11 protein-coding genes are annotated in these 13,364 nt (G+C 72.3%); 4 read left to right on the top strand and 7 right to left on the bottom strand.

The features are described 5' to 3' along the window. Positions 1–32: 32 nt before the first annotated feature. Entirely contained in the window at positions 33–2,558 is a 2,526-nt protein-coding gene (locus ACFY1L_RS20255; RefSeq protein WP_388825695.1) for a LuxR C-terminal-related transcriptional regulator, read from the top strand. Positions 2,559–2,583: 25 nt separating this feature from the next. On the opposite strand, the gene ACFY1L_RS20250 is transcribed toward ACFY1L_RS20255, so the two are convergent. Both ACFY1L_RS20250 and ACFY1L_RS20245 read right to left on the bottom strand, forming a co-directional pair. Continuing rightward, positions 2,584–3,066 (bottom strand): LuxR C-terminal-related transcriptional regulator, encoded by a 483-nt coding sequence (locus ACFY1L_RS20250; protein ID WP_388825692.1) that lies wholly within the window; start codon positions 3,064–3,066, stop codon positions 2,584–2,586. 117 nt (positions 3,067–3,183) lie between these two features. Next, on the bottom strand, positions 3,184–3,477 hold the full coding sequence (locus tag ACFY1L_RS20245) for a hypothetical protein (RefSeq protein WP_388825689.1): 294 nt from the start codon (positions 3,475–3,477) through the stop codon (positions 3,184–3,186). A 197-nt stretch (positions 3,478–3,674) separates the two neighbouring features. On the opposite strand from ACFY1L_RS20245, the gene ACFY1L_RS20240 reads away from it, so the two are divergent. Next, complete coding sequence (locus tag ACFY1L_RS20240) at positions 3,675–4,139, top strand: hypothetical protein (protein WP_388825686.1); 465 nt, start codon at positions 3,675–3,677, stop codon at positions 4,137–4,139. Between the two features lie 26 nt (positions 4,140–4,165). On the opposite strand, the gene ACFY1L_RS20235 is transcribed toward ACFY1L_RS20240, so the two are convergent. Further along, positions 4,166–5,470 (bottom strand): diacylglycerol/lipid kinase family protein, encoded by a 1,305-nt coding sequence (locus ACFY1L_RS20235; RefSeq protein WP_388825683.1) that lies wholly within the window; start codon positions 5,468–5,470, stop codon positions 4,166–4,168. A 140-nt stretch (positions 5,471–5,610) separates the two neighbouring features. Between ACFY1L_RS20235 and ACFY1L_RS20230 the strand changes: the two genes are divergently transcribed. Beyond that, complete coding sequence (locus tag ACFY1L_RS20230; RefSeq protein ID WP_388825680.1) at positions 5,611–7,014, top strand: DUF2252 domain-containing protein; 1,404 nt, start codon at positions 5,611–5,613, stop codon at positions 7,012–7,014. On the opposite strand, the gene ACFY1L_RS20225 is transcribed toward ACFY1L_RS20230, so the two are convergent. After that, positions 7,006–7,812: a YhjD/YihY/BrkB family envelope integrity protein gene (locus tag ACFY1L_RS20225; RefSeq protein WP_388825677.1), complete on the bottom strand. Its 807-nt coding sequence runs from the start codon at positions 7,810–7,812 to the stop codon at positions 7,006–7,008. The two genes, ACFY1L_RS20230 and ACFY1L_RS20225, sit on opposite strands and share 9 nt — an antisense overlap. A 158-nt stretch (positions 7,813–7,970) precedes the next feature. On the opposite strand from ACFY1L_RS20225, the gene ACFY1L_RS20220 reads away from it, so the two are divergent. Continuing rightward, complete coding sequence (locus tag ACFY1L_RS20220) at positions 7,971–8,504, top strand: gamma carbonic anhydrase family protein (RefSeq protein ID WP_388825674.1); 534 nt, start codon at positions 7,971–7,973, stop codon at positions 8,502–8,504. Positions 8,505–8,507: 3 nt separating this feature from the next. On the opposite strand, the gene ACFY1L_RS20215 is transcribed toward ACFY1L_RS20220, so the two are convergent. From ACFY1L_RS20215 to ACFY1L_RS20205, 3 genes are all read right to left on the bottom strand, one after another. Then, entirely contained in the window at positions 8,508–9,167 is a 660-nt protein-coding gene (locus ACFY1L_RS20215; protein WP_388825671.1) for a DedA family protein, read from the bottom strand. 94 nt (positions 9,168–9,261) lie between these two features. Further along, positions 9,262–10,821: a carboxylesterase/lipase family protein gene (locus ACFY1L_RS20210; protein WP_388825668.1), complete on the bottom strand. Its 1,560-nt coding sequence runs from the start codon at positions 10,819–10,821 to the stop codon at positions 9,262–9,264. Then, positions 10,818–13,283: a beta-glucosidase gene (locus tag ACFY1L_RS20205; protein WP_388825665.1), complete on the bottom strand. Its 2,466-nt coding sequence runs from the start codon at positions 13,281–13,283 to the stop codon at positions 10,818–10,820. The genes ACFY1L_RS20210 and ACFY1L_RS20205 overlap by 4 nt, the downstream gene beginning before the upstream one ends. Positions 13,284–13,364 lie beyond the last annotated feature (81 nt).

Here is a 13,364-nt window from a genome sequence, read left to right as displayed (position 1 = left end):
CACCAGCAAGCTCCGAGAGCGAGGTGCCGGCAATGGACGAGTGGCGGAAGCGGCAGCGGCCGCCGGGGACGCACGCCACCTCCCCGGCGACCGCTCTCCCGGCCCGGATCGGTGTGCCTCCGCTGCCGGCGTGGCTCATCCCCCGGCCCCGGCTGACGGACCGTCTCTCCCGTGGGGTGCTGGGGCCGTTGACGGTGGTGGTGGGACCCGTGGGCGCCGGCAAGTCGGCGCTCGCCGTGGAATGGGCGCGCACCCGGGACGCGCCCGGCCCGGTGGCCTGGGTCACCTGCGACGGCGCGGGCGAGCAGCCCGACGTCTTCTGGTCCCGGGTGCGGGCGGCCCTGCGCGAGGCGGGCGTTGGCCTGCCCCCGCTGTCGGGCGTACCGCATCCCCGGCCGGGCGAGGCGCCTCTGCCCGGCACCGAATCCCGCGTCTCCCCCACCTCCCCCACCTCCGTCAACTCCCTCGCCTACCCCGCCTCTCCTACGCCCCCTGCCCCCACCTCCGCATCTGCGCCCGCCCCCGCCTCCACCTCGGTCTCCCTCGCCGCCTCGGCCTCCGCGGCCGATCGGCCCCTCCAAGTCGCCGCACTCGCCACCGCGCTCGCCGCCCGCGAGGACCCCGTCGTGCTCGTGCTGGACGACTTCCAGCCGGAGACCGGCTCGCCGGTCGCGCAGGGGATGGTCAGTCTGCTGCGGCACGCGGCCCCCGTACTGCGCCTGGTCGTGGTCTCGCGCCGGGACCCGCCGCTGCACCTGCACCGCCACCGGCTGGCCGGTGAACTCGCCGAGGTGCGCACCGCCGACCTCGCCTTCGACGACCGGGAGACGGCCACCCTGCTGGCCCAGCACGGCGTCGAGGTGCCCCGGCAGGTGATGAGCACGCTGCGGAAACGGACCGACGGCTGGGCGGCGGGACTGCGCCTGGCGGCCATGTCCATGGAGGAGCACCCCCAACCCGAGAAGTTCGTGGCGCAGTTCGCGGGCGACGACGAGGCGGTCGTCAGCTACCTCGTCGAGGAGGTCCTGGACGGCCAGAGCCCCGCCATGCGCAGGCTGCTCCTGACCACCAGCGTCCTGGAGCACCTCAACGCCGAACTGGCCACCGAGCTCGCCGGCAAGGAGGCCGGAGCGCACTTCGCGGCCCTCGTGCGGCAGAACTCCTTCCTCCAGTACGCCGGCAACGGCTGGTACCGCTGTCACCGGATGTTCGCCGACGTGCTGCGGGTGCGCCTGCGCCACGAGGCGCCGGGCCTGGTCCCCGGTCTGCACGGCCGGGCGGCCGCGTGGCTGGGCGAGCACGGGCTCCTCGCGGAGGCGGTACGGCACGCACTCACCGCGGGCGACTGGTGCTACGCCAGCCGTCTGGTCGTGCATCAGCTGGCGATCGGACAGGTCCTCGCCCTCACCGAGGCCCGCCTGCCCGGCGAACTGGTGCGGCTGACCCCCGCCGACGTCCGCGGGCTGCCCCTGCACTCCCTGGACCCCGAGTCCGCGCTCGTCGCCGCGGCGGCCGCCCTGCGCCGCGGCGAGGAACCGGCGTGCGCCAAGGCCCTGGAGCTCGCCGACCGTCTGCTCGGTGAGCTGCCCCGCGAGGAGGCCGACCGGATCGCGCGCTGCCGGCTGTCCCACGCCGTCATCCGCATGGCCCGGGACCGGTGCCGTGATCCGCAGGCGGCACGGGCCGCGGCGGCCGACACCGAGGGCCTCTTCGCGCATGTGCCGCGCGCCCTGCTGGCGGACCGCCCCGAACTGCGGGCGCTCGCCCTGACCATCCGCGGCCGCGCCGAACTGCGCGAGGGCGGCCTCAAGGCGGCCGAGGCCTCGCTGACCGCCGGGCTCAAGGCCGCGGGCGCCGCCGACAACGGCGTACTGCGCCGGGACTGCCTCGCCGAGCTGGCGCTGCTCGAAGTGCTGCGCGGACGCTTCCGGGCCGCGGACGAACTCGCCGGGCACGCCCAGCGGCCGCCGCTGCCGGCCTGCACACCGGGGGACCCGTCCCGGGCGGCGCTGCACGTCGTACGGGCCTGGGTCGGCACGGCCCGGTTCGAGTCGGCCCGGGCGCGCAGCGAACTCGCCCGCGCCCACGCCGCGTTGCGCACGGCGCCCGATCCGTTCGTGGCGGGCATCGGCTCCCTCGTCGCCCAGCTCGTCAGCGCCGTGGAGAGCGGGACACCGCCGCCCCCCGAGGCCGTCGCGGCCATCCCCGACGGCGCCGACTGGCTCGCCGAGAGCCTGCGCCGGCCCGTGCGGCATGCGTGCGCCGCCTCGGTCGGTGCGCTTCGCGCCCACACGCTGCGCCTGCCGCCGGACGACGGCCGTACGGCCCTGGCGGACCACCGGCCCGGGGACGACCGGCCGCCCGTGGAAGCGCTCAGCGCCCGGGAGCAGGACGTGCTGCGACGGCTGGCGCAGATGATGACCACGGAGGAGATCGCCGAGGAGCTGTATCTGTCGGTCAACACGGTCAAGACGCACCTCAAGAGCGTCTACCGGAAGCTCGCCGTGACCCGGCGGTCGGCCGCGGTACGGCGAGCTCGCGAGCTCGAACTGCTCTGAGGGTTCTCCTTCCGGGCTCCGGGGATCACAGGAGCCGCAACTGCCTTGCCCGGTCGAGGGCTTCGCTGCGCGAGGAGACACCGAGTTTGCGGTACAACGCGCGCGCATGGCTCTTCACCGTGTTGTGCGAGATGAAGAGGTCCGAGCCGATCTGCCGGAGCGGCACGTCCTCCTGGAGCCGCACGAGGACGGTGTGCTCACGTTCCGTCAGGACTTCGGCCGACGCCACGGGGTCCGGGCCGCCCCGGCCGTTGCGAGGCACTGCGGCCAGCACGGCCGACGCCTCGTCCACCAGCACACCCGCGCTGCGCGGGTCGCCCACGCCGGCCGCGATGTCCACGAGCGTGTCGGCGACCCACACCAGACAGGCCGCCACCACCTCGTCCGCGCCGGGCGCGTCCGAACCGAGGGCACGCAACCGCCCGTGCAGCACGGACACCCGCCGGGCGTCCGCCTCCTCGAAGTCCGTCTCCTTCCGCCTCCGTTCGGTGCCCAGCACCGCAGGCATGTCCCTCACCTCCTCCGCGGTAGGCGGTACATACCAACGGTGCGGGCCGGGCGCCGGTGCCGGAAGGGGCTCTACGGACATTTCTGCAAGGAATCGGAAAATGTCAGCGGAAAGTGTCTACGCCGGCCCGCCCGAACCGGGGTCCGCGCCGCCAGGTCCGCCGGGCAGCCGCCGTACCTCGACGAGTTCGAGTCCGAGGGCCTGGATGCGGTCCAGGATCCCGTACAGGGCCGCCTGGTCGAGCCCGGCGCCGTGCAGGATCGTCTCCGGCGGGTTGACCGTGACCGTCAGTTCGGCGAAGGCCGTCAGGAAGGGCTGACCGACCCTGCCCTTGATCCGGATCTCGAAGTCGCCGCCGGCGGTGCGCGGCTCGCCCCGCTCGGATCCCGGGCGTTCGTGGGCCGTACCCATGAGGTCACCTCCGCTGCCGAGGGCCGGGTACTGGGGCTTCCCCATTCTCCCGGGCCCCGGGCCCGGCACATCACACAGCCGGGGTGACGGCGGCGGCGGGCGGGGCGCGGGCACCGGACCGGAGTCATCCACCGCGGGTGAACCCCCGCCGCCGCGGCTGCGGGATGCTCCTGGCTCCCGAGGAGGAGGTGTCCGACATGGCGGAGCAGACATCGTCAGGGCAGAGGCAGTACGGCGGCGCACCCGCGCCGCAGCCGCGGATCACACCCCTGATGCTCGGCGGGGTCGTGTTCGCCGCGTGCATGATGGGCATCATCGGCCTTTACCACGCGGTCGTCGGCATGGCCGCCCTCATCGACGACGACTTCTACCAGCAGATACGCAACTACCCGTACGAGTACAACGTCCGCGCCTGGGGATGGCTCCACCTGGGCTCCGGCATCGTCGTCTTCGCCGCCGCCTGCACGCTCTTCTCCGGCAAGCTGTGGGCCCGCGTGGTCGGGATCGTCGTCGCGTCGCTGAGCGCCCTGGAGAACTTCTTCTTCGCGCCGTACTACGCGGTCTGGTCGGTGATCATCATCGGGCTGGACGTGCTGGTGATCTGGTCCCTTGCCACCTATGGCAGTGCCCAGGCCCACAAGGCCTACGGCGCGCCACTGTAGGACCGCCGCTGCAGGACGGGGCCGTTTCAGGACGTCCGAGCCAGGCTGAGCCGGACGAGGCGGCGCCAGTTCAGCCGCGGCAGTGCCGGGCGCATCCCCGGGCGGTGGCGAGGCACCAGCACCCGCAGCGCCCGTGGCCGTATCTCGCAGCGCACGGGCACCGGCAGCATCAGTGCCTCGCCGTCGACGCCGGCCGGGATCGACGGACGGTCGGCGTCGACGACCACCGCCGGCGCCGTCGCCGTGGTCAGCCCGGTGGCCCGTCCGCCGACCATCAGCCCGGCGGCCTGCGCGGCGCTGTTCACGTCGACGCCGACGGCGCCCAGCTCGCCGCCGTCGAGGCGGGCTCGGCGGCCGAGGCCCACGATGTCGCCGGTGCCGTAGGGGTTGTTGCTGACCAGGAGAGCCTGCGGCCTGGTGAACGTCGTCTCCCCGGCGCGGGCGGTCAGCCGTGCGCCCTCGTGGCCCATCAGCAGGTCCGGCAGGAGTTCCAGGGTGGTGCGGGCCTTGTCGTCCCGGTAGGCGGGGCTCTGCACGACCTCGGCGTAGGCGCCGAAGGACACGTTGTTGACGAAGGTGCGGCCGCCCGCGCGGCCGAGGTCGACCCGCAGTTCCACGCCGTCGCCGAGCGCGTCCAGCGCCTTGGACGGGTCGTCGCGGTCCAGGCCCAGGTCGAGGGCGAAGTGATTGCGGGTGCCGGCCGGGATCACCAGGAAGGGCAGGTCGAGCGAGGCGGCGACATCGGCGACCAGGGCCTGGGTGCCGTCCCCGCCGGCGACGCCGAGCAGATCGGCGCCCTCGGCCGCGGCCTTGCGCGCGAGCTCGGCGACATCGGTCTCGCCGGGCCCTTCCAGAAGCCGTACCTGGGCGCCGAGGGCCTCGGCCTTCTCCCGCAGTCCGAAGCGCTCGACCTTTCCGCCGCCCGAGCGCGGGTTCATGATCAGCACGGGGTGGCGGACCGGCACGGCCGGCCGCTCCGGCATGGGCACGTCGGCGTCGGCCCGGCGGAGAGCGCGCCGTCCCGCGCCGACCGCCAGCAGCCACAGCGCGGCGGACACGGCGACGACCCACGCCAGATTTGCGCTGGTGTACTGCACCAGCACCCACACCGGTGCGGCGACGGCCAGCAGAAGCGCGAGCAGTCGCGTCACGCGCCGCCTGGTCAGCACCCACCAGATGGCCGCGGCCGTGACCGCGGTGCCGGCCAGGCCGACACCGACCAGGGCGAAGGTCCGCAGTCCGGCGAACACGGCCAGGACAACCACCGACGCCGTGGCAGCCGCCAGCGACGCACGTGCCAGCCACCGCTGCCGGGACGTCGTGGACTCCATGACCACACCTTCGCTCGCTGCCCCCCGGAGCGCATCACCCTCGACAGGCGAACCCGGCCGCCCGTCTGCATCACACCCCCAGGGTGACGGCGCGGCGACCGCACCGGGCAACAGTCGCTCCAGCAGGAAGGGAGCCCGCCATGACCGGAGCCAGGCATCTGCATCTCACCCCGCAGGAACGGGCGGCCCGCGGCCGGGCGGCCCGGACCCTCGTACCGCCCGACAGCCACGCGGAATTCACACCCGCCGGGGACCGGCCGGACCCCGTCGACCTGGTCGAACGGCAGTCCGCGGGCAGGCTCACGGATCTCGTCCCGATCAGGTACGGCCGGATGATGGAGTCGCCGTTCCGGTTCTACCGCGGGGCGGCCGGCGTCATGACCGCCGACCTGGCCGGTACGCCCTCCAGCGGGTTCACGACCCAGCTGTGCGGGGACGCGCACATGCTGAACTTCCGGCTGCTCGCCTCCCCGGAGCGGCATCTGATGTTCGACGTGAACGACTTCGACGAGACCCTGCCGGGCCCCTGGGAGTGGGACGTCAAACGCCTGTCGGCGAGCCTCGTCATCGCCGGCCGGGCCAACGACTTCAGCACCAGGGAACGGGCGGAGGTGGTCCGGGAGACGGTGCGCTCGTACCGGGAGTCGATGGACACCTTCGCCGGGCGACGCAACATCGAGGTCTGGTACACGCGGATCGACGCGGACGAGCTGTTCACCGCGCTCTCCGGCGAACTGGGCCACCGCGAACAGCGCCGGGTGACCCGCACGCTCACCAAGGCGCGCACCCGCGATCAACTGCACGCCTTCGAGAAGCTCACCCACGTGGTCAAGGGCGAACGGCGCATCGCCCCCGACCCGCCCCTGGTGGTACCGCTCGAGGACTTCCTCCCCGGCATCCAGCGGGAGCAACTGGAGCAGCAGCTGCGCGAGCTGATCGACCGCTACGGCCACACCCTGCCCTCCGACCGGCGGGCGCTGCTGCACCAGTACCGGGTGGTGGACATGGCCCGCAAAGTGGTCGGCGTGGGCAGCGTCGGCACCCGCTGCTGGATCATCCTGCTGCTCGGCCGCGACGACCAGGACCCGCTGCTGCTGCAGGCGAAGGAGGCAGGGGAGTCCGTGCTCGCCGAGTTCACGGCCCCGAGCGCGTACGCGAACCAGGGCGAGCGGGTCGTCGCGGGACAGCGCCTGATGCAGGCGACCAGCGACATGTTCCTCGGCTGGGAGCGCGTCGAGGGCCTGGACGGCCGGCAGCGCGACTTCTACGTCCGCCAGCTGCGCGACTGGAAGGCCATCCCGCAGGCCGACACCATGACACCGGACGTGATGCGGCTGTTCGGCCGGCTGTGCGGGGCGACCCTGGCCCGCGCCCACGCCCGCTCCGGCGACCGCATCGCCATCGCCGCCTACCTGGGCGACACGGACGTCTTCGACCGCGCGGTCACTGCCTTCGCCGAGCTGTACGCCGACCGCAACGAGCAGGACCACCGCGCACTGACGGAGGCGGTGCGCGACGGCCGGGTCACCGCGGTGTCAGCCTGAGGGCGGCGGTACGAGGCCCAGCCTGCGCCCGATCGCGCCGTCGTGGGCGATCACGTACCCCACCGCAATGCCCAGGACCACGGTCGTGAAAAACAGGATCAGCCAGGACAGCAGGGTGAAGACGGACCCGAGCGGCCCGTACCGCTCGACGCTCATCCGCAGGGAACGCGGCAGCCAGAGCCCGGAGACGACCGAGAGCAGGACGACGCCGAAGCCGGTGAGCAGGGCACCGGGCAGCAGGGGCAGCCAGCCCACCCGCCCGACCAGCAGCAGATGCTGCGTCCACCACCACAGCAGACACGAAGCGGCCAACTGGAGCGGCACGCCCAGCACGGGCCCCGCACCGAAGCCGTCGCGCAGCATCCCCTGGACCAGCAGAGCCGTGATCCACACGACCAGCCAGGCAGCCCAGCGCCAGACGACGCTGCGCAGCCCGGAACGGGGCAGATGCCAGGAGCGCTCGCACAACCGCTGCAGGGCCCGGCTGAAGGCCGTGGCCGACACCACCGCCAGCAGGACACCGATCGCACCCCAGGTCTCCCGCGCCTGGTCGCCGCCCGCATAGACCTCGTCGACCTGGGCGAGAACCGGACCCGAGCCACCGAGCAGCATCCGCAGCGTCCGCCGGAACTCGTCCCGGACCGCCTGCGGGGAAAAGGAGGCGATCGCGAAGAGCAGGGGCAGTGCCGTCAGGAAGGCCTGCGCCGCGAGCCGGGTCGCCATGTCCAGCAGCCCCACACTCACCAGCTGACGGCCGATGCGGCCCACCAGAGGTCGCGCGAGACCCGGGAACGCCATGGCCGTGCCCCCTCGGACCACCGAAGCCTGTCGGCCGATCACTCTCTCCCCGACCCGGCCGCCGTACTTCACCCACAACGGGTGAAGCGCGCCCCGCCGCGCTCCAACGGCAGTTCATCGCCTACGGTGCGTCTTGTACCGGCGACGAGGAGAGGGCAATGGGGCACAAGGCGTTGATCACGGGCATCGGCGGCAGGGAACCGAGGATCGACTCGGAGGCGTTCGTGGCACCGACCGCGTCGGTGATCGGCGACGTGACGCTGGAGGCGGGGGCGAGTGTCTGGTACGGCGCGGTGCTCCGGGGCGACGTCGAGCGGATCTCGGTGGGAGCTCAGGCCAACATCCAGGACAACTGCACCCTCCATGCCGACCCCGGGTTTCCCGTCAGCATCGGCGAGCGGGTCTCCGTGGGGCACAACGCCGTGGTCCACGGGGCGACCGTGGGAGACGACTGCCTGATCGGGATGGGGGCGACGGTTCTCAACGGCGCCGTGATCGGGGCGGGCTCTCTTGTCGCCGCACAGGCACTGGTACCGCAGGGGATGCAGGTGCCGCCGGGTTCACTCGTCGCGGGCGTCCCGGCGAAGGTCAAGCGGGAGCTGACGGACGAGGAGCGCGAGGGCGTCACTCTGAACGGAACGCTGTACGCCGAGCTCGCAAAGTCTCACAACGAGCTGTACGAGAAGCCGTAGGGCTCAGTCCACGGCCGGGACGGGCTCCGTCTCGGCCGACTCTTTCTCCGCCTTCTGCGCCGCCGCCTTCTTGGCCTTGCGCTTCAGTACGAGCATCGACGTCAGGCCGATCAGGACCGCCACCACCAGGCCCAGGTACGAGAACCTCTTCAGCCAGTCCTCGGCGACGACACCGACGTAGTAGATGACCGCCGTGGTGCCGCCCGCCCAGCAGATGCCGCCGAGGACGTTGGCGATCAGGAACTTCCAGTACGGCATGTGGAGCACGCCCGCGAGGGGCCCGGCGAAGATGCGCAGGAGGGCGACGAAGCGGCCGAAGAAGACGGCCCACATGCCCCACTTCTCGAAGGAGCGCTCAGCGGTGGCGACATGGCCCTCGCTGAAGTGCCTCGGGAACTTCCTGCCCAGCCAGGCCAGCAGCGGGCGGCCGCCCTTGCGGCCGATCGCGTAGCCGATGGAGTCGCCGACGACGGCACCGGCGGTCGCGCACACGCCGAGGACGACCGGGTTGATGCCGGAGTGCTGGGAGGACATGAGCGCCGCCGAGACCAGGACGATCTCGCCCGGCAGCGGGATGCCCAGGCTCTCCAGACCGATGACCAGTCCCACCACGGCGTAGACGGCTGCCGCGGGCACCGTGTCGAGCCACTCCTGGACGTGCAACGCCGGCTCCTCCCGTTTCGTGACCCTCTGTGACTGCGTTCCGGGTGTTCCCGGCGTGCGCCGCACGGGGGCGCACGCCGGGAAGCCTACCGGGTCAGCCCGCAGAGGCCGCGTCCCACAGATCGCACTGGTGCTCCCGATGGACGGAGGTGCTCAAGGTGTTACCTCCCTTGGAAGCGGTCTTCAGGGAGAGGATCACGCCCGGGCCGGCGGGCATCGTGGGCTGCCCCGCGGCCCGCGGCACACCGTCCCGTACGAAGGATCCCCAGTACTGGACCATCTGCCGGGACAGCGCCTTCTGCTCGGCGTTGAACGGGGACTCCAGACCGAAGTGCTTGAAGAGGTACTGGATCTCGTTGACGTGCGTCGCGCCGAAGTCGAAGTCGGTGTGCAGGTTGCGCAGGGAGGCGAAGGGCGGTGAGGTGCGGTCGGCGAACTCGTACGAGTAGACCGGGCCGCGGGCCGCGAGCAGACCGTCGAGCCGCAGCGCCGAGCAGCTGAACACCACGTCGCCCAGCGCGGTGGCGTACGCGATGGTCGGCGTCGGGTAGTCCGCGAGCGGGTAGCGCTGCAGCGCCTGCTCGCCGAAGTCGTTCCGCATGAGCTCCGGGTACTGCTCGGCCGTGATCGGCGTGCCGTTCAGATCGAAGTTGGAGAAGGCGAACAGCCGTCCCTCGTCCTTGTTCGAGCCGTTGATCACCGGCACCCGGGACGCCGTCCCGTTCGCGATGGCCTGCTCGGGCTGCACCGGCAGGAAGGCGCCGCCGACCACCGGGTTCCAGTCGAAGTCGCCCTGGGCCTCGAGGATTTCGCGGGCGGACTTGCCGCGCAGGCAGGCGACGGTCGTGCAGCCGAGCTTCTTGGCGAAGTCGGCTCCCTGGGCCACCGCGTCCTGATGCGTACGGGCGTTGCAGTCGTCGTACGCGCCGCTCTCGATGATGCCCGCCCGGAACAGACCCTTGGCCGTCGGCGAGCCCAGCTGGGTGCAGACCGAGCGGCCGCCCGCCGACTCGCCCGCGATGGTGACGCGGGCCGGATCGCCGCCGAAGCGGCCGATGTTGGCGCGTACCCAGCGCAGCGCGGCCTGCTGGTCGAGCATGCCGAAGTTGCCGGAGACCTTGTCGTGCGTCTCACCGTCGAGGCCGGACGTGGCGAGGAAACCCATCGCACCGAGGCGGTAGTTGACGGTCACGACGACCGTTCCGGTCTGACGCGCGAACGTGTCCGGTACGACGTCCTGACCGGCACCGGCGGTGAGCCCGCCGCCGTGGAGCCACACCAGGACCGACCGCTTGGCGGAGCCCTCGGGGACGTAGACGTTGAGGTCGAGGCAGTCCTCGGTGTACGACGGCTGGTCGTAGCCGGGGTCCCAACTCGACGTCTGTACGCACTTGTTGCCGAAGTCCCCCGCATCCCGGATCCCTTGCCAGGGCCGGACGGCCCGCGGCTCGCGCCAGCGGAGCTTGCCGACCGGCGGCTGGGCGTACGGGATGCCGAGGAACTGCCGTCCCTCGGCGGTGGTTTCGCCGCGCACGAGTCCCGCGTCGGTGCGGACGACCGGGTCGCCGCCCGACGGCGCGGCCTGCGCCGCCGGGACGGGCGCGACGAGTGCCGCCGCGAGGGCCGTCAGGCCGATGACGATGCGCCGTATCACGTGCCCACCTCCACGTTGGTACGCAACCGCAGATCACGCGAGGACGCTCCGACCCAAACCGTGCGACGGCCGGTTCCGAGCACCCAATCGTGACGCTTCGGGTCCCATGAGGACAATGTGCGTGCAGCGACTTCGACGACGATCCGCCGCCGCTCGCCAGCGCGCAGCGCCACCCTCCGGTAGCCCCCCAACACCCTTACCGCCTGGTCGAGTCGGAGCTCCGGCGACGGTCCGACGTACACCTGCGGCACGTCCACACCCTCGCGCCGGCCCGTGTTGCGGACGGTGAAGGACACCTCCAGTCCGCGCCTCGTCCGGCGCGCGCGGAGGTCCTCGTAAGAGAAGGAGGTGTACGACAGCCCGAATCCGAAGGGGAACAGCGGCCGTACGCCCTCGGCGTCGTACCAGCGGTAGCCGCCGTGGATGCCCTCCGAGTACTCCTCGACGCCGTCCACGCCCGGGTAGCGGCGAGGGTCGCCGGCGACGGGGTGGTGGTCGTCGTCGGCCGGGAAGGACTGGGTGAGGCGGCCGCCGGGGTCGCTTTCGCCGAACAGCACGGCGGCGGTGGCGGCCGCGCCCTCCTGGCCGGGGTAGTACATCTGGAGCACGGCGCCGGTACGCCGCAGCCAGGGCATCGACGTCGAGGACGAGGTGTTGAGGACGACCGTGGTACGCGGGTTGGCCGCCGTCACGGCCTCGATCAGCTTCGTCTGGTTGCCGGGGAGCGCGACGGTGGTGCGGTCGAGGCCCTCGGTGGCGTCCTCGTAGGCGAACAGGACGACGTCGCGGGCGGCGCGCGCGGCCTTGGCGGCTTCGGCGACGTCCTGTGCCCGAGTGGCGCCGGTGATGCGGCGCAGCCGGAACAGCTGTCCGGCGTCCCCGCCCTGCGCGGTGATCTGCAGTCTGTGGGCGCCCTTGGTGAGGCTGAGCGTCTTGCGGCGGACGGACAGGCCGTCGGGGTCGGCGGAGATCAGGCCGCCCGAGAAGTACTCGCCGTAGCCGGGGGCGAGCGGGAAGAGGTCCTCGCCGTCGAGCAGCACCTTGGGGCGCAGGGTGGGGGCGGCGGAGTAGTGGATGACGAAGGTCCACTGGTCGGCCTCGGAGGCGGTGAGCGTGCCGTCGTAGGTCCAGGTCTTTCCCGCGCCGACCTGGATGCCCTCGCCGGCGAATGCGGGGCTGAGTGCGGATGCCGGGATCGCCTTGCCGAAGAGGTCCTCGCCGAGTGCGTAAGTGACCTTTCCCGCACGGGACTTGATGGCCTCGAGGGGGCTGTCGGCGTGGTCGGGGATCACGTGCGCGCTGCCGCCACCGCTGACGAAGGGCAGGGTGCCGGTCGGGCCGATCACCGCGACCGTGCCGCCAGGGGCCAGCGGGAGGGTGCGGTGCTCGTTGCGCAGCAGGGTCGCCCCTGCCTTGGCGACCTCCAGGGCGACGGCCGCGCCCGCCGGTGCGTCGCGCTCCGGGCGCGGTGGTGCACTGCCGTCGAGGAGGCCGAAACGGTCCATGACGGCGAGGACGCGGCGCACCGCGCGGTCGACGTGGCGCTCGGGCACGCTGCGGTTCTTGACGGCGGTCTTGAGTGCCGTACCGAAATATGTGCCGTCGGGCATCTCCATGTCGAGGCCCGCGGCGATGGCCTTGACCGTGCTGTGCGCGGCGAACCAGTCGGTCATCACCCAGCCCTCGAAGCCCCACTGCTCGCGCAGGACGTCCGTGAGCAGCGTCTTGTTCTCGCAGGAGAACGTGCCGTTGACCTTGTTGTAGGCGCCCATCACGGCGCCCGTGCCGGCGCCGACGGCCGCCTCGAAGCCGCGCAACTCCAGCTCGTGCATGGTCTGTTCGTCGACCCGCACGTCGATGGAGTCGCGGTCCTTCTCCTGGTTGTTCATCGCGAAGTGCTTGACGGTGGCGATGAGGTGCTCGCCCTGGATGCCGCCGATCTCGGCGGCGACCATGTCGGACGCCAGCAGCGGATCCTCGCTGAACGTCTCGAAGTTGCGCCCCGCGTACGGCGTGCGGATGAGGTTGACCATCGGGGAGAGCAGCACGTCCTGGCCGAGTGCGCGGCCCTCGCGCCCGATGACCTGCCCGTAGCGGCGGGCAAGGTCCGGGTCGAATGCGGAGGCCAGCAGGACGGGGGCGGGCAGGGCGGTGGCGTGCTTGGTGACGCGGACGCCGGCGGGTCCGTCGGCGAGGCGCAGCGGGGGGATGCCGAGGCGTTGGACGCCCGGAATGTAGCCGGCCTGGCCGAGCGGGTCGGGGTCGGTGGCGCCGTGCAGGAGGGAGATCTTCTCGTCGAGGGTGAGCTTGCCGATGAGGCCTTCGACACGGGGGCCGGCCCCCGCCTCGGGTCTGTCCAGGGCATGTGCGGGAGGCGTGAGACCACTGGTGGCCGCCGTGGCGACGGCGATCGCGCCGCCCAGCAGACGCAGCGCGGATCTCCTGGAGACAGTGTCGGTCATGAGCCGTCACTCCTTCGGTGTGCGGGCACGACGTTGTGAACCGCCGATGCGCCCCGGCGACCCGGCTCCGCGTTCGGCATG

Source organism: Streptomyces sp. NPDC001663 (assembly GCF_042893105.1).
GTDB lineage: Bacteria > Actinomycetota > Actinomycetes > Streptomycetales > Streptomycetaceae > Streptomyces.
This window is presented reverse-complemented; position numbering and strand designations above follow the sequence as displayed.

Coding starts and splice junctions, on each gene's coding strand:
- ACFY1L_RS20255 (WP_388825695.1), top strand. CDS start 33: ATGGACGAGTGGCGGAAGCGGCAGCGGCCGCCGGGGACGCACGCCACC.
- ACFY1L_RS20250 (WP_388825692.1), bottom strand. CDS start 3,066: ATGCCTGCGGTGCTGGGCACCGAACGGAGGCGGAAGGAGACGGACTTC.
- ACFY1L_RS20245 (WP_388825689.1), bottom strand. CDS start 3,477: ATGGGTACGGCCCACGAACGCCCGGGATCCGAGCGGGGCGAGCCGCGC.
- ACFY1L_RS20240 (WP_388825686.1), top strand. CDS start 3,675: ATGGCGGAGCAGACATCGTCAGGGCAGAGGCAGTACGGCGGCGCACCC.
- ACFY1L_RS20235 (WP_388825683.1), bottom strand. CDS start 5,470: ATGGAGTCCACGACGTCCCGGCAGCGGTGGCTGGCACGTGCGTCGCTG.
- ACFY1L_RS20230 (WP_388825680.1), top strand. CDS start 5,611: ATGACCGGAGCCAGGCATCTGCATCTCACCCCGCAGGAACGGGCGGCC.
- ACFY1L_RS20225 (WP_388825677.1), bottom strand. CDS start 7,812: ATGGCGTTCCCGGGTCTCGCGCGACCTCTGGTGGGCCGCATCGGCCGT.
- ACFY1L_RS20220 (WP_388825674.1), top strand. CDS start 7,971: ATGGGGCACAAGGCGTTGATCACGGGCATCGGCGGCAGGGAACCGAGG.
- ACFY1L_RS20205 (WP_388825665.1), bottom strand. CDS start 13,283: ATGACCGACACTGTCTCCAGGAGATCCGCGCTGCGTCTGCTGGGCGGC.